Source organism: Ruegeria atlantica (genome assembly GCF_947495585.1).
Classification (GTDB): Bacteria; Pseudomonadota; Alphaproteobacteria; order Rhodobacterales; family Rhodobacteraceae; genus Ruegeria; species Ruegeria atlantica_G.
This window is the reverse complement of sequence record NZ_CANLZK010000014.1, coordinates 86,099-104,212: the sequence shown is the minus strand read 5'-3', so window position 1 is coordinate 104,212 and position 18,114 is coordinate 86,099. Positions and strand designations below refer to the sequence as shown.

Genomic DNA, 18,114 nt, shown 5'->3' with positions numbered 1-18,114 from the left:
GGTTTACTCGCCACAGATATTCTGCAGCCGGACCCAATCGCGGTCCGGCAGCACTTGCGGCAGCGGGCGCCCGGCCATCGGGTCAGCCTCGATCAAGCCGAGAGTGTCTTCCCCCGTGACATCCACAGCATAGGCATATGGCGTTGAAGGCAGTGCTGCCTGGGCGAAAGCTTCTAGCAAAGCTTGATCGGACAAAGTTGGGCGCGGTTCTGACAAGACCTGTTCTGTATAGGCGTCAACGATCTCGGGCGTCAGCTCTCCGGTTGTCAGCAGGCGGAACGCCGTGGTCGGGCCAGTTCGGTCCAGTACCTCGTCCAAGGGATCCTGTGCGGCGGCCCGCGCGCGTTCGGCAATGATGTAACCGGCGGCGATGGATGGGTCCTCGTGATCTTCAACCAATGAGCGGTTCAACAGAATGATCCCACCAGGCAGGCCGAGGCTTGTTTGCACCCCAGCGGGCAGAATAACGACTTCTCGCACGCCGGTTCGGGCTGCCAGTTGGTCCAACGCAGCCTGTGCATCCTCTGAGGTACACGAGACACCTGAAACCCGTTCAATTCGGTGCAGGATCGCATCTCCGATATCGTATCGCTTGATCTCGGGGACAACAGAAACGACGTGGTTTTGCAGTGCGGCCGGAACCCAAAGCAGCAATAGTGCGGCAACTGCAGCAACCACACCCGCAACACTAAGCCAGCGCAACCGTCCGGGATGCGGGCGCGACCGATCAATTGCCTTTTGCAAACGGTCGATCGCCGCGATCATCGTCGTCTCGGTTTCCTCCAGCTCCAGCGTTTCGTCGGGGTCTCCGTCCGGGTTGAAGATTGCGGGATAAAGTCCTGGGTTCTGTCGCTCCAGCGCAGCCAATGACCAATGTGTCAATGCCCGATCGTTGAAATCAGAAATCGTCAGCGTTGCTTCGCCAATCGACACCACAACCTCGCGCCGCTGCACGTCGGGCGAGGGGCGCCACAGACCGGTGGCTTCGATCCGTTCGTACTGTTTCAGAGCCGTCATCAAGGTGAAGTTTGCTCGTTATTATTTTGCCCCAGCTTAACATGGTAAATTCAAAGGGCGCAAACCAGTTGCGCCGTCTGCGGTAAATGTGCTGGATACAACGGCGCGCGAAGGATCGGCCTGTCGTGCTCCACTGTTATGCCGAGGTGAATGATGCAGGCGGACACTCAGACGTCACCCATACTGGCATCGGTGCTGATGATCAGCGCGATGGCCATCATCGGGGTGATAGACAACGTGGTGATCCTGTTGGCGGAAACGGTTGGCCTGTGGCAATTCCACCTGAGCCGCGCGTTGCTGATGTTGCCGCTGATCTTTGGTCTGTCGCTATTGGGGCTGGGCAGTATGCGCCCGAAACGATTTGGCCCGGTGATTCTGCGCAGCGTGCTGATCACCCTGGCCATGTTGTTCTATTTCGCGTCGCTTGCGGTCATGCCGATTGCGCAGGCGCTGGCCGGGTTGTTCACATCGCCGATCTTTGTCCTGTTGATCTCGGCCCTGGCAATGAAACAACGGATTGGTCCTTGGCGTATCGTCGCGGTTTTGCTGGGGTTTGCAGGGATCCTGTGCGTGCTGCAGCTTGACCCCTACGATTTCGATACCCGCAGCCTGTTGCCGGTCGCCGGGGGCCTGTTCTACGCGTTGAGTGCCGTTATCACGCGCAGCCACTGTTCGGATGAAAGCACTGTCGCTCTGTTGGCCGCGATGATCATCACGCTGGGGGCGGCCGGGGGGATCGGTCTTCTGGTTCTCGAGCTGATTCCGGTGGCCGCGCCGGATGGCCCCGACGGCTTCGCCGCCCGGGGGTGGGTCTGGCAGATGCAGCCCGCATTGCTGTGGATCGCAATACAGGCGGTTGGTTCCACGATTGCCGTCTTCATGTTGATCAAGGCCTATCAGGTGGGCGAGCCGTCCTATGTCGCGGTCTTTGAGTACTCGGTCATGATCTTTGGTCCGCTCTTTGCTTTTGCGGCCTTCGGGCAGGCGATCGGACCGGTGCAGATTGCCGGGATTGGTTTGATTGCAATCGCTGGTGCCCTGTTGGGATGGCGTGCGGGGCGCGAGGCTGCCCGGCCAGAACCGGTTTAGCCGTATCCTGAGGCCAGCCATTTGTTTTGGGTGGGCAAGCGGGGATCATTCAGACCGGATACCGATGGGTGTCACATGACCCGCGCGATTTCAGCCGACGGGCTCAGACAGATTCGGCAGCACGGATGACCGCTGGTGTTAATTATAGTTTCCAAAAACCTGCCAATTTTTACCAATTGCGCAGTGTTGTTCAAAGAATTGTTGTTTTTCACGGCTTTAAGAACGCAAATTGGGCGGCAATGTGTCTAAATTAAGTCGCCCATGGTTAAGTCGTGCTAGTCGTTATGAGTAGTTGTTTTTGTGTCAGAAATGGGTGCGACACGTGTTAAATGTACAGAGTGTTTTGAGTTATGAGGCCGTTCCGAACCAGGAAGTGCAGGACAATCCTGCGATTTCGCTGAACGCGCGCCGGGGCGGTTTTGTCCACGGAACTAAGATTGCGACGGATCGTGGATGGAAATCTGTTGAAGAACTGCAAGCCGGTGATCTGATCCGCACGTTGGACAATGGGTTCAGGGCTGTATCGCGGGCTTCGACGGATTGCATCGCAATCCCTGCCAGTGAGACCAAAATGGAAAACCTGCCGGTTCGGGTTCCGTCGAATACATTGTATAATGGAGACCCAGTCTGGTTGATGCCAGAGCAGGGCGTGGCGTTGGACAACACCAAGCTGAGCCAGGGTCCGATCACGCTGCCGATCAGCATGCCCGTGGTGCCTGCGCGGGTTCTCAGTGGAACGTTTCGATTTTCGTCCAGCGCGCCATCATTGTTGTTTGAGGTTTGTTCGTTGTTCTTTGAACAAGACGAAGTGATCTATATCGAGGGTGGTCTGCGCGCCTTTTGTCCTGCGGGCCGCTTTGGGTCGAACAGCCGGCCCGCGAACGCCTCATACAAGGTGGTCGATGCTGAGCGCACCGAAGATCTGATCGACATGGTCGCGCATAGCCGGGACATTGCTGTTCTTGCGAATTCACTGGGCGCATTACCGGCTCCGATCATGCAGAACCCGGTATTTCCGGCGCGGCCTGTCATGGGTGCGCGACGTCCTGGGCGGCCGGGGCGGCCTGCTCCGATATTCTAATTTTTTTGAAGCTATTGATTAAAGTATGACGCTGGCGCGGTAACCCGCACCAGCGTCTATTTATTTAGGCAGCTTTTGCTTCGGGGTCAAAGCGACCATAGAAGCTCTGGCCTTTCTCAGCCATCTCACGCAGCAGCGGCGGGCAGGCGAAGCGTTCGCCATACTGTGCCGTCAACTGGTCGCAACGCTCGGCGGCGTAGGGCGTGCCAATGATGTCCAGCCAGCTGAGTGGACCACCCGACCAAGGTGCAAAGCCCCAGCCAAGGATCGCACCCACGTCGCCTTCGCGGATGTCCTCTAGAACGCCTTCTTCCAACGCGCGGACCGCTTCAAGAACCTGCGCGAACATCAGACGTTCTTGCACTTCGATCAGGTCAGGCTGGTCCTCGGCATGCGGGTATTTCTCCTGCAGACCCTTCCAGTACTCGGTGCGCTTGCCTTTTTCGTCATAGTCGAAGAAGCCCGCGTTTGCCTTGCGGCCCAGACGGCCCTGTTCTTCCATCCAGAAGATCAGATCATCGCCCGGGTTTTCCGGATAGGCATCGCCCATCGCGGCTTTGGTGGCGCGTGCAATCTTGGCGCCCAGATCAATCGAGGTTTCATCGTTCAGCTGGATCGGCCCAACGGGGAAGCCCAGCTGACGCGCGGCGTTGTCAATCAGCACAGGGCTGACGCCCTCGGTGATCATGCGCAAACCTTCGTTGATATAGGGGATGATGCAGCGGTTGGCGTAGAAGAAGCGTGCGTCGTTGACCACGATCGGCGTCTTGCGGATTTGGCGGACATAGTCCAGCGCCTTGGCCACCGCGCGATCACCGGTTTCCTTGCCCTTGATGATCTCGACCAGGAACATCTTCTCGACCGGTGAGAAGAAGTGAATCCCGATGAACTGATCCGGGCGCACGCTCGCCTTGGCCAGATCCGAGATCGGCAGGGTCGAGGTGTTCGAGGCAAAGATGCAATCCTCAGGGATGATCGCCTCGACCTTCTTGGTCATCTCGGCCTTTACGCCGACGTCTTCAAACACGGCTTCGATGATCAGGTCGCAGCCCTTGAGGTTGTCCAGATCCGGCGTCGCAGTGATGCGACCCAGCATGGCCTCTTTCTTTTCAGCGGTGACCTTACCGCGCTTCATACCCTTGTCCAGGTAGCTCTCGGTATAGGCTTTGCCTTTATCCGCGGCCTCTTGGTCACGGTCGATCAGAACCACTTCCATACCGGCCTGAGCTGAGACCAGCGCGATACCGGCACCCATCATGCCTGCGCCCAGAACACCGATCTTCTTGACCCGCTGATCGGGTACGCCCGCGGGGCGAACGGCACCTTTTTCCAACGCTTCCTTGTTCAGGAACAGCGACCGGATCATCGCACCCGACGACGGGTTCATCAAAACAGATGTAAACCAGCGCGCTTCGATCTTCAGCGCGGTGTCGAAATCGACCAGTGCGCCTTCGTAAACTGCACTCAGCAGAGCCTTAGCCGCAGGGAAGGCGCCTTGGGTTTTGCCGTTCACCATCGCCGACGCGCCGACAAAGTTCATGAAACCGGCTGGGTGGTAGGGGGCACCGCCGGGCATCTTATAGCCCTTCGCATCCCAGGGTTTGATGATGTCCGCGTCCTTGGCGTTCAGCACCCATTCCTTGGCTGCGGCCATTGGCTCGGCTGCGATCTCGTCAATATAACCCGCGCCCTTGGCTTTCTTGACGTCCAGCATTTTGCCTTCCAGCAGCAGCGGAGCGGCGGCAATCGCGCCAACCTTGCGGACCATCCGGGTGGTGCCGCCCGCGCCGGGGAAGATGCCGACCATGATCTCGGGCAGGCCATATTTGGCCTTGGGGTTTTCGGCCGCAAATATGCGATGCGTAGACAGCGGCAGTTCCATGCCAATGCCTGCGGCAGTGCCGGGCAGAACGGTCGCAATCGGCTTGCCGCCCTTCTTGGTCTTGGGGTCCATGCCCGCCATCTCGATCTTGCGCAGTAGGGCGTGCATCTGCATCGTGCCCTCGAACAAGCCTTTTGCCGGGTTGTCGCCCGCCTGTTCCTTCATCACGGCCAGCAGGTTCAGGTCCATGCCGCCTGCAAATGACCCTTCCTTACCGGATGTGATAACGATCCCTTTGACGTCGTCATCAGCCAACGCCTGATCGACCAGATCGCTCAGTTGCGCCAGCCCGTCAAAGGACATCACGTTCATGGTTTTCCCGGGCACGTCCCAGGTAATAATGGCGACGCCGTCTGCGTCTTTGCTCAGAGTGAAATCAGTCATTGTCATCTCCAATCTGGTCAGCCGTCAGCGGGCTGCCATCTTTGCGGGTGAAGGCGAATCCGTTCTCATCATCCTTCACCATCATGTCTATGTCGCTGTAATAGCCGGTCTCGGTCGGGGTCCGTGTGCCCACCACCAGAAAGGTCGCGGGCGCATCGGTTTTGTTCACAAGGTGGTGGCCGTTGGCCTCACCTGCGGGCCAAGCGGCGCAATCGCCGGGCTGCATCTCATGCTCACCATCATCATCGATCAGCACGCAGGTGCCGCTGAGCATGATGGCAAATTCGTCCTGCTCCATGTGGTAATGGCGCAGCGAAGACATGCCTTGCGGTTCCAACCGCACGATGTTGACCCCGTATTGGGACAGCTCGCCTGCATCGCCCACACGCTGGACGAAACGACCTGCGGTCGCCTCGGCCAGTTTGCCGGGATAGGCCGAGCCACCCTTGAACGGGATCTGAGAGAGATCCAGCTTGGGCATCAGACGCGCTCGATGATCGTCGCTGCACCCATGCCGGACGCAATGCAGAGCGTGGCCAGACCGGTTTCCTTGTCCTGACGCTCAAGCTCATCCAGCAGAGTGCCGATGATCATCGCACCGGTTGCGCCCAGCGGGTGGCCCATGGCGATCGAACCGCCGTTGACGTTGACCAAACCGGGGTCGACATCAAACGCCTGCTGGAACCGCAGAACGACTGAGGCAAAAGCTTCGTTCACTTCGAACAGGTCCAGATCACTGATCTTCATTCCGTTGTCGGCCAGAATCTTCTCGGTCACCGGTACCGGGCCAGTCAGCATGATGGTCGGATCGGTGCCAATCTTGGCAGTCGCTTTGATGCGGGCACGTGGCTTGAGGCCGTATTTCTCACCGAATTCCTTGTTGCCGATGAGAACCGCCGCAGCACCGTCCACGATGCCCGAGCTGTTGCCCGCGTGGTGGATGTGGTTGATCTTTTCCAGATGCGGGTATTTCAGCATGGCCACCTTGTCGAAGCCGGGCATCTGTTCGCCCATCATCTGGAAGGCCGGGTTCAGGCCACCAAGGCTTTGCATGTCAGTGCCGGGGCGCATGTATTCGTCGCGGTCCAGAATGGTCAGGCCGTTCTGATCTTTGATGGTGATAACCGATTTCTCAAAGCGGTTGTCTGCCCATGCTTCCGCGGCTCGGCGTTGCGATTCCATCGCCAACGCGTCTGCGTCATCACGGTTAAAGCCATATTCGGTCGCGATGATATCGGCCGAGATTCCCTGTGGCACGAAATAGGTGTCCATCGCCAGCGAGGGATCAACGGCAATCGCTGCGCCGTCGCTGCCCATGGCAACGCGTCCCATCATTTCCACGCCACCTGCGATGTACGCCTGGCCAGCGCCGCCTTTGACCTGGTTTGCTGCCAGGTTCACTGCTTCCATGCCGGACGCACAGAAACGGTTGATCGCCAGACCGGGGATCGACTGGTCCAGGTCCGAGGCCAGAACAGCCGAGCGTGCCAGACAGCCGCCTTGTTCCATCACTTGCGTGACATTTCCCCAGATCACGTCCTCAACGGCGTGGCCTTCCAGATTGTTGCGCTCTTTCATCGCATTCAGGGTCAGGGCGGACAGGCGTACCGAGGTTACCTCGTGCAGACTGCCATCCTTGCGGCCCTTGCCGCGGGGGGTGCGCAGGGCGTCATAAATATAAGCTTCGGTCATGGGGTCTCTCCTTAAGCTCGATCCGACGGTTTGCCGGGCATCAGGTCATAGGGGTGTTTCCAGCCTGGCTGTTCCGACAAGCGGGTCAGCCAGGCGTCGATATGGGGCCAGTCGGCACGGTCAAAGCCGAATGGTTCAGGATAGTACAGATAACTGCAGCAGCTGAGATCGGCATTCGTGACGTCATTACCAACAATCCAATCGCGACCTTCAAGATGAGTGTTCAGAACGTCATAAGCCGCTTTGAGGCGACCTTGATTGAAGGCAATTACATCAGGATTTCGGTGCTGTTCCGGCAGAAAGTTGATCAGGAAACGGGTCAAGCCAGCCATTGAGCTGAGCTTGTGATTGTCCCACAGCACCCAGCGAAGAACGTCGTAGTTCTCATCCCGGTTCTTGCCGCCGAACTTGCCGGATTTCTCAGTCACATAGGCCTGAATGGCACCCGATTGGCTGGTTCGGAAATCGCCATCGACCAGCACGGGCGCTTCGCCCATTTCATTGACTTCGGCGCGGTATTCGGGAGTACGTGTCACGCCTTTGAAGAAGTCTACAAAAACCGGCTCCCAGTCCAGCCCGGACATTTCCAGGGCCAAGGCAGCCTTGTAGCTGTTTCCGCTTTCTCCGAAGCAATGAAGTTCGATTGTCATGCGATCGCCCCTCCCAAGGCGTACGGTGCGAAGTCTAAACTCGCGTATTTCGAGAAAAACAATCTGCTTGGCTGAGCGCCAAAGGGCATTGTCTTGCTGAAAACACGCCCACCTGAGTGAAGGTGGCTGTAGTGTTTAACGCTTGCGGTCATCCAACTCGGAATTGAAGATACGCAGGCGATGGGTCAGGTTGTCCTCGTTGATCACGCTGTTGAAATTCTCGAACAGAAACGACAGCGCCTCTCCTTCGTCCAATCCGGCATCACGCGCGAACGCTTTGAGCTTGCGATACCCGTCTTCGGTCATTGCGACGGGAAAGCGGCGGGTTAGTCGAAAACGCTTTGGCATGTGGTTCCTCCGGTAAGCTGGGTCCGGGCATTATCGCCCGGACCCAGACTGAGATCAGAAGCTCGCCGCGTCCAGAGCCATGACCGTGTCCGCGCCCGTCTGGATGCGTGCCAGATGCATGCCTGTAGCAGGCAGGCGGCGCGCCATGTAGAAACGGCCGGTGTTGATCTTGGTCTCGTAGAACTCTTTGTCCGACGCGCCGCCATCCAGCGCATCTTGCGCGGCTTTGGCCATCTGCGCCCACATCAAGCCCAAGCAAACATGTCCAAACATGTGCATGAAGTCATAAGAACCGGACAGAGCATTGTTGGGGTTCTTCATGCCTTCCTGCATGAAGTACATGCCAGCGGCCTGCAGGTCTTTGGACGCAGCCTTCAGCGGTTCGATGAAGGCCTTGTCATAGGCTTCGTCTTTACCAGCGTTGTCTTTGCAGAAGGTCTTGACCATGTCGAAGAACGCCATGACGTGCTTGCCGCCGTCTTGCGCCAGCTTACGACCGACAAGGTCCAACGCCTGAACGCCGTTGGCGCCTTCGTAGATCATCGCGATGCGTGCGTCGCGGGTATATTGCGACATGCCCCATTCTTCGATGTAGCCATGACCGCCATAGACCTGCTGTGCCTGAACGGTCATGTCATAGCCCTGATCGGTCAAAAAGCCTTTGATGACCGGTGTCAGCAGCGAGATCAGACCGTCCGCATCTTTGTCGTTTGACCGGTGTGCTTTGTCGATCATGGTCGCGCCCCACAGGATGAACGCGCGCGCACCTTCGGTGAAGCTTTTCTGATCCATCAGGTTGCGGCGGATGTCCGGGTGCACGATCAGCGGATCGGCGGGGCCGTCCGGGTTCTTTACACCGGTCACGTCACGGCCCTGCAGGCGGTCTTTGGCGTATTCGACGGCATTCTGGTACGCGGCCTCTGCCTGAGACAGGCCTTGCATGCCCACACCCAGACGCGCTTCGTTCATCATGGTGAACATGGCACGCATGCCTTTGTGCTCTTCGCCCAGCAGCCAGCCGGTGGCTTCGTCATAGTTCATGACGCAGGTCGAGTTGCCGTGGATACCCATCTTCTCTTCGATCTTGCCGACCGAGACACCGTTACGCTCGCCCGGCGTACCATCTTCATTGACGATGAACTTGGGCACGATGAACAGGGAGACGCCCTTGATGCCTTCGGGGCCGCCGGGGATCTTGGCCAACACTAGGTGGATGATGTTGTCAGCCATGTCGTGATCGCCGGACGAGATAAATATCTTTTGGCCCGAAATCTTATAGCTGCCATCGCTCTGCGGTTCTGCTTTGGTGCGCATCAGGCCCAGATCGGTGCCGCAATGCGGTTCCGTCAGGTTCATGGTGCCGGTCCATTCGCAGCTGACCATATTGGGCAGGTATTTGTCTTTCTGTTCGTCGGTTCCGTGCGCCAGGATCGCTGACGCCGCGCCGTGCGTCAGGCCCTGATACATCACGAATGCCTGGTTCGCAGCCGAGAACATCTCGCCAACGGCGGTGCCCAGGACGTATGGCATGTTCTGGCCGCCATACTCTTCCGGCATGTCGAGCCCAGTCCAGCCACCTTCTTTCATCTGCTCAAAGGCGTCTTTGAACCCGGTCGGCGTGTATACGATACCGTTTTCCAACCGGCATCCTTCGGTGTCCCCAACCACGTTCAGCGGGTGCAGAACATTGGTGGCCACTTTGCCTGCTTCTTCCAGAACGGCGCCTGTGAATTCGGCTTCTAGCTCGTTGTACCCCGGAACGTCGGAGTCCGAGATTTTCAGTACATCGTGCAGAATGAACTGCGTATCTTTGGTTGGCGCGTTGTAGACGGGCATGTGAAGCTCCCTTTAATTCATATGTCCGGGTGGTAGGCAGGCGAGGGGGTTACTCGGCAGCCTTTTTGTCTTGTTTGACCGAGGCGATGACTTTCTCGCCCCAGCGCAACTGTTCTTTCAGATCGTCGATCGCCTGGGTCAGTTCCTCACGGCGCGCTTCCATGTCTTCCAGACGCTCGCACGCAATTTCATAGGTGCGCGATATCTGCGTCATCTGTTGGTCGCCGACATGGTAAAGGTCCAGAAGCTGGCGTATTTCTTCCAGGCTGAACCCAAAGCGCTTGCCGCGCAGGATCAGTTTCAGGCGGGCACGATCACTTTTGGTGAACAGCCGTTTCTGACCTTCGCGGATCGGAAACAAAAGCTCTTTGGCCTCGTAAAACCGCAACGTGCGGGGCGTGACATCATATGTCTCGCACATTTCTCGGATGGTCATCAGATCTTCGGTCATGGTTTCAGCACTCTCGTCACTGGCGTCAATGAAAGTCAGTTGCGCAGTCGATGCGCACGTTACAACATGTAGATGACGTTCACGTAATGTGAACGCTGCGTCACTACAGAAGTTTACGTAACTTCCGCGCGCGTCAAGTCGCGGATTTCCGACTTTTTCGGAATTAACGTAACGGAATTTGTGGGTGCCAATTCCCGCAGAGCGACCCAACACACCTTAAGGCATGGCCGAAGTGTACGAGAGTCGCTTCATTTTTTTAATGCGCGATGGTGCGCCAACGGAATCACTCGAGCGATTTGGCAGTCTGGTCGCGCATCTCGGTCAGGGCATCAATTGCCTCGTCCAATTGCTGTTTTTGCTGGTTCAGTTCGACGATCTGCTTGTCCGCGACGTCGACAAAAGCACGCATTTGGATCTCGTTGCCTTCATTTTCATAGATCAGCAGCCACTGCCGGATATCTTCCAGCGAAAACCCATATTTGCGGCCGCGCAGGATCAAAGTCATGCGTGCGCATTCCCGCGGACCATAATATCGCGATCTGCCTTCCCGATCGGGTTGCAGCAATTCGATGTACTCATAGTAGCGCAGGGTACGTGGAGTCACATCGTACTCGGCGCACATCTCTTTGAATGACAAACGGTTGTCGGACATTCCTGATCTCCTCTGGCGCAGCCTATGTTCTGTCAGCGGCAAGCGCAACCGGCGGGCTTGCTCTTTTGGCGGACACGGGCTCATAAAGGGATAAACCAAAAGAACGGATTCAAGTACATGGTCGACAAAGCCGCAATTGCGCGCCAGTTCATCGAGGCGATCCCGCATGCAAGGGCGTTGGGTCTGAAGCTGACCTCAATCGGAAATGGCGAAGCGGGTATTACAATGCCGTACAGCAAAGAGCTTGTTGGCGATCCGCGCACCGGGGTGATTCATGGCGGCGCTGTTTTCGCCGCACTGGATACCTGTTGTGGTGCCGCCGTCATGAGCCATCCGTCGGCCCCAGGGGGTACGGCGACAATTGACCTGAGGATCGACTATATGCGGGCGGCAACACCGGGACAGACGATAACGACCCAGGCGACATGCTACCACATCACACGGAACGTAGCCTTTGTGCGCGCGACGGCGATGGACGAAGACGAAGGTCTTCCAGTGGCCACAGCGGCAGGGTCATTCACGGTGGAGGGTCTGTAATGGCGCGTACTCGCCCGGAACCCGTCCAGGTCGTAAAACAACGCCGGGATGCGGCGTTGAACGCGATTGTCGATGGTGTGCCCTACATTCGGTTCCTCGACATCGGCTTTGATCGCCGCGGTGATGAACTGACTGGTGTTTTGAACTTTGACCAGAAACTGATCGGTAATCCGTTACTGCCCGCATTGCATGGCGGCGTCACGGCGGCGTTTCTAGAAGTCACGGCCGTCATCACGCTGAGTTGGGAGTTCTTGCTGCCCAAGATCGAAAGCGGGGAACTGAATGCCAGTGATATCGCCGACTACGAAAAAGTACGTTTTCCAAAGACCGTCGATTTCACCGTCGACTATCTGCGGTCAGGCCTGCCTCGTGATGCTTATGCGCGCGCGTTCATCAGTCGGGCCGGGCGTCGCTATGCCTCTGTCCGGGTCGAGGCCTGGCAGGACAATCACGCGAAGCTCTTTGCACAGGCTTCGGGGCATTTCCTGATGCCACAGCCCACTACCGACGGAAAATAGAACGCTATGCAGGACGCTTCGGCACCCATTACGCATAAGCGGGTGCTCCGGATTGCAGCGCCGATCGTATTGTCCAATGCGACGGTGCCAATTCTGGGGGCGGTGGATACTGGTGTCGTGGGGCAGTTGGGTCAGGCGGCCCCAATCGGTGCGGTCGGCATGGGAGCCGTTATTCTAGCGACCATCTACTGGGTGTTCGGGTTCCTGCGTATGGGGACAACCGGTCTTGCTGCCCAGGCACGTGGTGCAGGGGACACGGCGGAAACCGGAGCCTTGCTGATGCGCGGGCTGTTGCTGGGCGGCGCGGCGGGTCTGTTCTTTATACTGACGCAGGTCTGGTTGTTCTGGGGGGCGTTCGCCCTGTCTCCAGCCAGTCCAGAGGTTGAATCTCTGACCCGCGCCTATCTGGAGATCCGTATCTGGGGGGCTCCGGCTACGATCGCGCTTTTTGCCGTGACAGGTTGGCTGATCGCGGTAGAGCGCACCAAGGGTGTGTTCGTTTTGCAGATCTGGATGAACGGGCTGAACATCGTTCTGGATCTCTGGTTTGTTCTTGGCCTTGGCTGGGGCGTCGAAGGTGTCGCCATCGCGACGCTGATCGCCGAATGGACCGGGTTGGCGCTTGGTCTCTGGTTGTGCAACGACGCATTCGCTGGAAATCAGTGGCGCGACTGGCCCAGGATCTTTGACCCTGTGCGTCTGCGCCGAATGATGCAGGTGAACGGCGACATAATGGTGCGTTCAGTGCTTTTGACCGGCGCATTTACCACTTTTTTGTTTGTTGGTTCCGACCTGGGGGACGTCAATCTGGCGGCAAATCAGGTGCTGCTGCAATTTCTTGAGATCACGGCTTTTGCCTTGGACGGTTTCGCATTCTCTGCCGAGGCGCTGGTGGGCAGCGCGGTCGGTGCACGTGATCGCGCCCAGGTACGGCGCGCGTCGATCATGGCCTCGCAATGGGGCGTCGGAGGTGCGTTTGCCCTGGGTCTTGTGTTTTTTCTAACCGGACCATCCCTGATTGATCTGATGTCAACCTCACCAGAAGTGCGGATTGCCGCGCGGGAGTTTCTGCTCTGGGCGGCCTTTGCGCCGGTGATCGGCGTAGCCAGCTGGATGTTCGACGGTATCTATATCGGGGCGACCTGGACCCGCGCCATGCGGCAGGCGATGATCCAGTCCGTCGCGATCTATGTGGTGGCCCTGTTCCTGCTGGTGCCGACGTTCGGCAACCATGGGCTTTGGGCCGCGCTGATGGTCCTGAACATCGTGCGCGGGGTCACGTTGGGTTGGCGTTACCCTAAGCTGGAAGCGCAGATCGCTTAAAGCAGCGACAGCAGGTTTTCGGGCGGACGACCAATCGCGGCCTTGTCGCCGGCAATGGCCAGAGGACGCTCGATCAGGATGGGGTTTTCCGCCATAGCCTGGATCAGGTCATCATCGGGCGTTGTTTTTGACAGGCCCAGTTCCTTGAACCGCTTTTCGCCTGTCCGCATCATCTCGATGGCCGGAATTCCCAATTGGGACAACACCGCGCGCAGCTCATCAGCCGACGGCGCATCCTCCAGATATTTGCGAACCTTGACGGTCGCACCTTTTTCTTCCAGCAACGCCAGACCTGTGCGGGATTTTGAACAGCGCGGGTTGTGCCAATATTCAATCACAGCCAGTCCTCTCTTTTGCTGCCAACGGCCTCTGCGACCGAAGTGAACCCGTCTTGCGCCAGCAGTTCATCCAGACCTTCGGCTATTTCTGCGGCCAGTGAAATGCCGCCATAGACCATGGCCGTATAGAACTGCACAGCCGAAGCCCCGGCGCAGATCTTGGCGTAAGCCTGCTTTGCCGTCCCAATCCCGCCAACGCCAATCAACGGGATTTGCCCGTCGGTCAACTGGCTAAGTCGTGCCAGAACGCGGGTCGATTTCTGGAATAACGGTGCGCCGGACAGACCGCCTGCTTCACCCTTATGGGCACTGCGCAGACCATCGCGTGACAGGGTTGTGTTGGTGGCAATCACCGCATCCACGCCGGTTTCGCGGGCCACATCGGCGATGTCTTGCAATTCGCCTTCGGTCAGATCCGGAGCAATCTTCAGGAAGATTGGCAAGGGGCGGGGCAGTGCGTTGCGCGTCTCAATCACGCCGCTTAGCAACGCACTCAGGGCCGCCTTGCCCTGAAGATCACGCAGTTTTTCCGTATTCGGGGATGAGACGTTGACCGTGACAAAATCCAGATTCGCGGCGCAATAGGCCAGGACCTTGGCGAAATCGCCGGGGCGGTCGTCGCTGTCCTTGTTGGCACCCAGGTTCAGGCCAATCACCGCGTCCTGTGGACGGTCAGCCAGACGGCGGGCCATGACCTCCATGCCTTCGTTGTTGAACCCAAACCGGTTGATGGCGGCCATGTCCTGGGTCAGGCGGAACAGACGTGGTTTCGGGTTGCCGGGCTGCGGGCGCGGGGTCACGGCACCGACCTCGATAAACCCGAACCCTGCGCGGGACAGAGGCGCAAGAACCTCACCATTCTTGTCGAATCCTGCGGCCAGGCCAACGGGATTCGGCAGGTCCAATCCCGCCACTTCGGTGCGCAATCGATTGGAGGTCACTGGACCCGGCGCAGGGGCCAATCCGGCCTTTAGCGCCTTGATAGATAGTCCGTGAGCTGTCTCAGGATCCATGCGGTGCAGGGCTGCCAGCCCCAGTTTTTCAGTCAGTTTCATCCGAATGCCTCTCCGCCACCGGTAGGGGCGCATCGTATAAGGCGCGAGGTTTCGACGGCGGCTTGGCGGTGCACCACGGCCATTTGGTAAACCGGGTCCGTTACCATTTCCAGAAACGCGTGCGCCGTGGGATAGCGGGCGATGAAAACTGCGTCCCAGTCTTCGTCCTGCGGGCCGATCAGTGTCGTCTGAAACACGCCGCGCCACAGGATCGAAGCGCCAAGGCGCGCTATGATCGGAGCGGTTTCCGAGCCGTACTTGCCGTAAGCCTGCGCGCCGGTCAGCCCGGCATCCGCGAGTTTGTGCCCTGCGGGATATTCAGCAGCGTCGCGGAACTTCACCAAGTTCAGCATCTCGACCGAGTGGTCCCGATCAAGGTCCTTGAAGGCCTCAAACTGGGCACGGCCCGGATCGACAAAATTGGTCATTCCATATCCTTGGGAAACTGGTGAGCGGTTCCATCAAAGGGCAGGGCGCGCGACCAGACAACATCGGTCATTTTGATCTGCCGATAAAGATGCGGGAAAAGCGCGCCACCGCGCGAAACCTCCCATTTCAGGTCGTCGCCCATGGCATCGGCGTCACACGCCAGCAGGGTCAGCCCTTCGACCCCGGCAAAATGTTTGGCGGCTGTTTCTGCCGCCTGCTTGGCAGTCGAGAAATGAACATATCCGTCAGTGACATCAATCGGCGCCCCGTCTGATGCGCCTTGCGCCTGTAACGTGGCCCATTCATCGGCCCGAAAAATTTTGTAAATCAGCATGCGGTCGTGATGCACCGGGCCACGGGTAGAATCAAGCCGGATTTCCCCCTTTGACTCTTGGCGTTGCGCGTCGCAACATCTCCGCAATTAACAATAGGGAGTTAAACTATGCTCACCCGTCTTTTGACATCTGCCGCCGCGCTCAGCCTGACCGCAGGCATGGCATTTGCCGAGTACAAACTGACGATTCTGCACACAAACGATTTCCACTCGCGTTTTGAGCCGATCAACAAATACGACAGCGGTTGCGGTGATGAAGACAATGCCGAAGGCAAATGCTTTGGCGGTTCCGCGCGCTTGGTCACTGCGGTCGAGGAGGCACGTGGCCGTGCCGAAAACTCGCTTCTGGTTGATGGCGGAGACCAGTTTCAGGGATCGCTGTTCTATACCTATTACAAGGGCAAGGTCGCGGCGGAGTTCATGAACAAGCTGGGCTACAACGCGATGACGGTGGGTAACCACGAATTCGACGACGGCCCCGAGGTTCTGCGCGGCTTTATCGACTCGGTCGATTTCCCGGTTCTGATGTCCAATGCGGATGTTGCGGACGAAGAGTTGCTGACCGATAAGATCAAGAAATCGACCGTAATCGAAGTTGGCGGCGAAAAGATCGGCCTGATCGGCCTGACACCTATCGACACTGATGAGCTTGCCTCGCCCGGTCCGAATATCTCGTTCTCGGACCCGGTGCCTGCGGTTCAGGCTGAGGTGGATAAGCTGACCGGTGAAGGCGTCAACAAGATCGTCGTTCTCAGCCACTCGGGCTATGGTGTGGATCAGCGCGTTGCGCAGGAAACCACCGGAGTTGACGTGATCGTAGGTGGCCACTCGAACACATACCTGTCGAACACCTCGGACAAGGCCGCCGGCCCGTACCCGACCGTGGTAAACGGCGTGCAGATCGTTCAGGCCTATGCCTATGGCAAATTCCTGGGTGAGTTGAATGTGACTTTTGACGATGACGGCAACGTGGTCGAGGCTGCTGGCGAGCCGCTGATCATGGACAACTCAGTTACCGAGGATCAGGCCGCTCTGGATCGTATTGCCGAGCTTGCCGTGCCATTGGATGAAATCCGTAACAAAGTGGTTGCAAACTCTGCCGATGCCATCGAAGGCGACCGCGCTATTTGCCGTGTTCAGGAATGCCAGATGGGCAACCTTGTGGCCGACGCAATGTTGGCACGCGTCGCGGATCAGGGCGTTAAGATTGCGATTGCCAACTCGGGCGGTCTGCGGGCTTCGATCGATCCGGGCGACGTGACCATGGGCGAAGTGCTGACCGTGCTGCCGTTCCAGAACACGCTGTCGACCTTTGAGATCAGCGGCCAGGGCGTCATCGATGCGCTGGAAAACGGCGTCAGCCAGGTGGAAGAGGTCAAAGGCCGCTTTCCGCAAGTTGCTGGCCTGACCTTCACCTGGGACCCTGCCGTTGCGCCGAACGAAGGGCGTATCGCTGAGGTCATGGTTGCCGACGGAGACGGATTTGTTCCCATCGATCCGGCCGCGACTTATCTGGTGGTCACCAACAACTACGTCCGCAATGGCGGTGACGGCTACAAGATGTTCTCGGGTGACGACAAGAACGCCTACGACTTCGGCCCCGATCTGGCCGATGTAACGGCGGAATATCTGGCCGAAAACGCGCCTTACACGCCCTATCTGGATGGGCGGATCAAGCAGAAGTAAATCTGTTTGGATAAACAACCCAAAAGGCCGCGTTTGACGCGGCCTTTTCAGTCTTATGGTCAGAAACTGCTTGATGGTGTTCCGCTCGGTATCGGCGCGGGCGACATTAACCTACAATTTCTGAAAAAGGGACAAAGCCTATGTGCGGACGGTTTGCCGTAACACTTCCCAACGATGCAATGGCGCAGCTTTTTTCGGCCCGCCCGGCTAACACTTTGCCAGCGGTGCCGAATTTCAACGTCTGCCCGACCAATCAGGTGCATGTGGTGCGCGCGGGGCAAACCGGGCGCACGCTTGATCCGCTACGCTGGGGGTTTTTGCCCCATTGGTACAAGGCCGAAAACGCAGGACCTCTGTTGATCAACGCGCGGGCGGAAACGCTTGCCGAAAAGCCCGCCTTTCGCGCTGCATGCCGCGAACGCCGCTGCCTGATCGCCGCGACGGGGTTCTATGAATGGACCAAGACGGAACAAGGCGACAGGTTGCCATGGTACATCTTCCGTCAGGACAACGCACCGATTGCCTTTGCCGGTGTTTGGCAGGATTGGGGGCCTGAAGATGCGCGGCAGGGCACCTGCGCCATCGTCACGACGCCGGCCAACCGTCACCTCAGCGCGATCCATCATCGCATGCCTTTGATTCTGGAACCCGATGACTGGCCGCTGTGGCTGGGGGAGGCCGGAAAAGGGGCCGCGCGTCTGATGCAGCCGGGGGACGAAGATGTCCTCAGCTATCATCGCGTCAGCCCGACCGTGAATTCGAACCGCGCCAGCGGGCTGGAATTGATTGAACCGATCGAAACCTAGCCCTGC

General features: G+C 58.1%; 20 protein-coding genes. 7 read left to right on the top strand and 13 right to left on the bottom strand.

Annotation, left to right across the window (positions count from 1 at the left end; genetic code table 11):
- Nucleotides 1-3: 3 nt before the first annotated feature.
- Nucleotides 4-1,017 carry a hypothetical protein gene (locus QMP16_RS19660; RefSeq protein ID WP_282153762.1) on the bottom strand — a complete coding sequence of 338 codons (1,014 nt, stop codon included), beginning with the start codon at nucleotides 1,015-1,017 and terminating at the stop codon, nucleotides 4-6.
- A gap of 153 nt (nucleotides 1,018-1,170) precedes the next feature.
- Here QMP16_RS19660 and QMP16_RS19655 point away from each other — a divergent pair, with 153 nt between their 5' ends.
- Nucleotides 1,171-2,106: a DMT family transporter gene (locus QMP16_RS19655; RefSeq protein WP_282153761.1), complete on the top strand. Its 936-nt coding sequence runs from the start codon at nucleotides 1,171-1,173 to the stop codon at nucleotides 2,104-2,106.
- 322 nt (nucleotides 2,107-2,428) lie between these two features.
- On the top strand, nucleotides 2,429-3,187 hold the full coding sequence (locus QMP16_RS19650; protein ID WP_282153760.1) for a Hint domain-containing protein: 759 nt from the start codon (nucleotides 2,429-2,431) through the stop codon (nucleotides 3,185-3,187).
- Between the two features lie 64 nt (nucleotides 3,188-3,251).
- On the opposite strand, the gene QMP16_RS19645 is transcribed toward QMP16_RS19650, so the two are convergent.
- The 8 genes from QMP16_RS19645 to QMP16_RS19610 all read right to left on the bottom strand — a co-directional run bounded on the left by QMP16_RS19645 (nucleotide 3,252) and on the right by QMP16_RS19610 (nucleotide 11,082).
- Nucleotides 3,252-5,453 (bottom strand): 3-hydroxyacyl-CoA dehydrogenase NAD-binding domain-containing protein, encoded by a 2,202-nt coding sequence (locus QMP16_RS19645; protein ID WP_282153759.1) that lies wholly within the window; start codon nucleotides 5,451-5,453, stop codon nucleotides 3,252-3,254.
- Nucleotides 5,446-5,934, bottom strand: coding sequence for a cupin domain-containing protein (locus tag QMP16_RS19640; RefSeq protein WP_282153758.1), 489 nt, complete (start codon nucleotides 5,932-5,934; stop codon nucleotides 5,446-5,448). The genes QMP16_RS19645 and QMP16_RS19640 overlap by 8 nt, the downstream gene beginning before the upstream one ends.
- The gene (locus tag QMP16_RS19635) at nucleotides 5,934-7,145 is read right to left on the bottom strand and encodes an acetyl-CoA C-acetyltransferase (RefSeq protein WP_282153757.1); all 1,212 of its coding nucleotides are present in this window, start codon (nucleotides 7,143-7,145) and stop codon (nucleotides 5,934-5,936) included. The genes QMP16_RS19640 and QMP16_RS19635 overlap by 1 nt, the downstream gene beginning before the upstream one ends.
- Nucleotides 7,146-7,156: 11 nt before the next feature.
- Nucleotides 7,157-7,795: a glutathione S-transferase family protein gene (locus QMP16_RS19630; RefSeq protein WP_282153756.1), complete on the bottom strand. Its 639-nt coding sequence runs from the start codon at nucleotides 7,793-7,795 to the stop codon at nucleotides 7,157-7,159.
- A 135-nt stretch (nucleotides 7,796-7,930) separates the two neighbouring features.
- Nucleotides 7,931-8,143, bottom strand: coding sequence for a hypothetical protein (locus tag QMP16_RS19625; protein ID WP_058274212.1), 213 nt, complete (start codon nucleotides 8,141-8,143; stop codon nucleotides 7,931-7,933).
- A gap of 54 nt (nucleotides 8,144-8,197) precedes the next feature.
- Nucleotides 8,198-9,979, bottom strand: coding sequence for an acyl-CoA dehydrogenase C-terminal domain-containing protein (locus QMP16_RS19620; protein ID WP_282153755.1), 1,782 nt, complete (start codon nucleotides 9,977-9,979; stop codon nucleotides 8,198-8,200).
- A gap of 49 nt (nucleotides 9,980-10,028) precedes the next feature.
- Nucleotides 10,029-10,430 carry a MerR family transcriptional regulator gene (locus QMP16_RS19615; protein WP_058274210.1) on the bottom strand — a complete coding sequence of 134 codons (402 nt, stop codon included), beginning with the start codon at nucleotides 10,428-10,430 and terminating at the stop codon, nucleotides 10,029-10,031.
- 283 nt (nucleotides 10,431-10,713) lie between these two features.
- The gene (locus tag QMP16_RS19610) at nucleotides 10,714-11,082 is read right to left on the bottom strand and encodes a MerR family transcriptional regulator (RefSeq protein WP_058275812.1); all 369 of its coding nucleotides are present in this window, start codon (nucleotides 11,080-11,082) and stop codon (nucleotides 10,714-10,716) included.
- A gap of 117 nt (nucleotides 11,083-11,199) precedes the next feature.
- Between QMP16_RS19610 and QMP16_RS19605 the strand changes: the two genes are divergently transcribed.
- Genes QMP16_RS19605 through QMP16_RS19595 form a run of 3 tightly spaced genes read left to right on the top strand, consistent with a single transcriptional unit; the run spans nucleotide 11,200 to nucleotide 13,460 of the window.
- Nucleotides 11,200-11,619, top strand: coding sequence for a PaaI family thioesterase (locus QMP16_RS19605; protein WP_113790396.1), 420 nt, complete (start codon nucleotides 11,200-11,202; stop codon nucleotides 11,617-11,619).
- Nucleotides 11,619-12,137, top strand: a complete 519-nt coding sequence (locus tag QMP16_RS19600; protein WP_108860205.1) for a PaaI family thioesterase — start codon at nucleotides 11,619-11,621, stop codon at nucleotides 12,135-12,137. Before QMP16_RS19605 ends, QMP16_RS19600 begins: the two co-directional genes overlap by 1 nt.
- A 6-nt stretch (nucleotides 12,138-12,143) precedes the next feature.
- Nucleotides 12,144-13,460, top strand: coding sequence for an MATE family efflux transporter (locus QMP16_RS19595; RefSeq protein ID WP_282153754.1), 1,317 nt, complete (start codon nucleotides 12,144-12,146; stop codon nucleotides 13,458-13,460).
- On the opposite strand, the gene arsC is transcribed toward QMP16_RS19595, so the two are convergent.
- From arsC to QMP16_RS19575, 4 genes are read right to left on the bottom strand one after another with little or no spacing between them, the layout of a single operon-like run.
- Nucleotides 13,457-13,798, bottom strand: coding sequence for an arsenate reductase (glutaredoxin) (arsC, locus tag QMP16_RS19590; protein WP_282153753.1), 342 nt, complete (start codon nucleotides 13,796-13,798; stop codon nucleotides 13,457-13,459). The genes QMP16_RS19595 and arsC overlap by 4 nt on opposite strands.
- Nucleotides 13,795-14,853 carry a quinone-dependent dihydroorotate dehydrogenase gene (locus QMP16_RS19585; protein WP_282153752.1) on the bottom strand — a complete coding sequence of 353 codons (1,059 nt, stop codon included), beginning with the start codon at nucleotides 14,851-14,853 and terminating at the stop codon, nucleotides 13,795-13,797. The genes arsC and QMP16_RS19585 overlap by 4 nt, the downstream gene beginning before the upstream one ends.
- Nucleotides 14,850-15,281: a DUF1330 domain-containing protein gene (locus QMP16_RS19580; RefSeq protein WP_282153751.1), complete on the bottom strand. Its 432-nt coding sequence runs from the start codon at nucleotides 15,279-15,281 to the stop codon at nucleotides 14,850-14,852. The genes QMP16_RS19585 and QMP16_RS19580 overlap by 4 nt, the downstream gene beginning before the upstream one ends.
- Nucleotides 15,278-15,616, bottom strand: coding sequence for a DUF952 domain-containing protein (locus QMP16_RS19575; protein ID WP_282153750.1), 339 nt, complete (start codon nucleotides 15,614-15,616; stop codon nucleotides 15,278-15,280). The genes QMP16_RS19580 and QMP16_RS19575 overlap by 4 nt, the downstream gene beginning before the upstream one ends.
- A 108-nt stretch (nucleotides 15,617-15,724) precedes the next feature.
- Between QMP16_RS19575 and QMP16_RS19570 the strand changes: the two genes are divergently transcribed.
- Both QMP16_RS19570 and QMP16_RS19565 read left to right on the top strand, forming a co-directional pair.
- Nucleotides 15,725-17,302, top strand: coding sequence for a bifunctional metallophosphatase/5'-nucleotidase (locus tag QMP16_RS19570; protein WP_282153749.1), 1,578 nt, complete (start codon nucleotides 15,725-15,727; stop codon nucleotides 17,300-17,302).
- 140 nt (nucleotides 17,303-17,442) lie between these two features.
- A complete protein-coding gene (locus QMP16_RS19565; protein ID WP_282153748.1) occupies nucleotides 17,443-18,108 on the top strand; it encodes an SOS response-associated peptidase in 666 nt (221 codons plus the stop codon).
- Nucleotides 18,109-18,114: the final 6 nt, after the last annotated feature.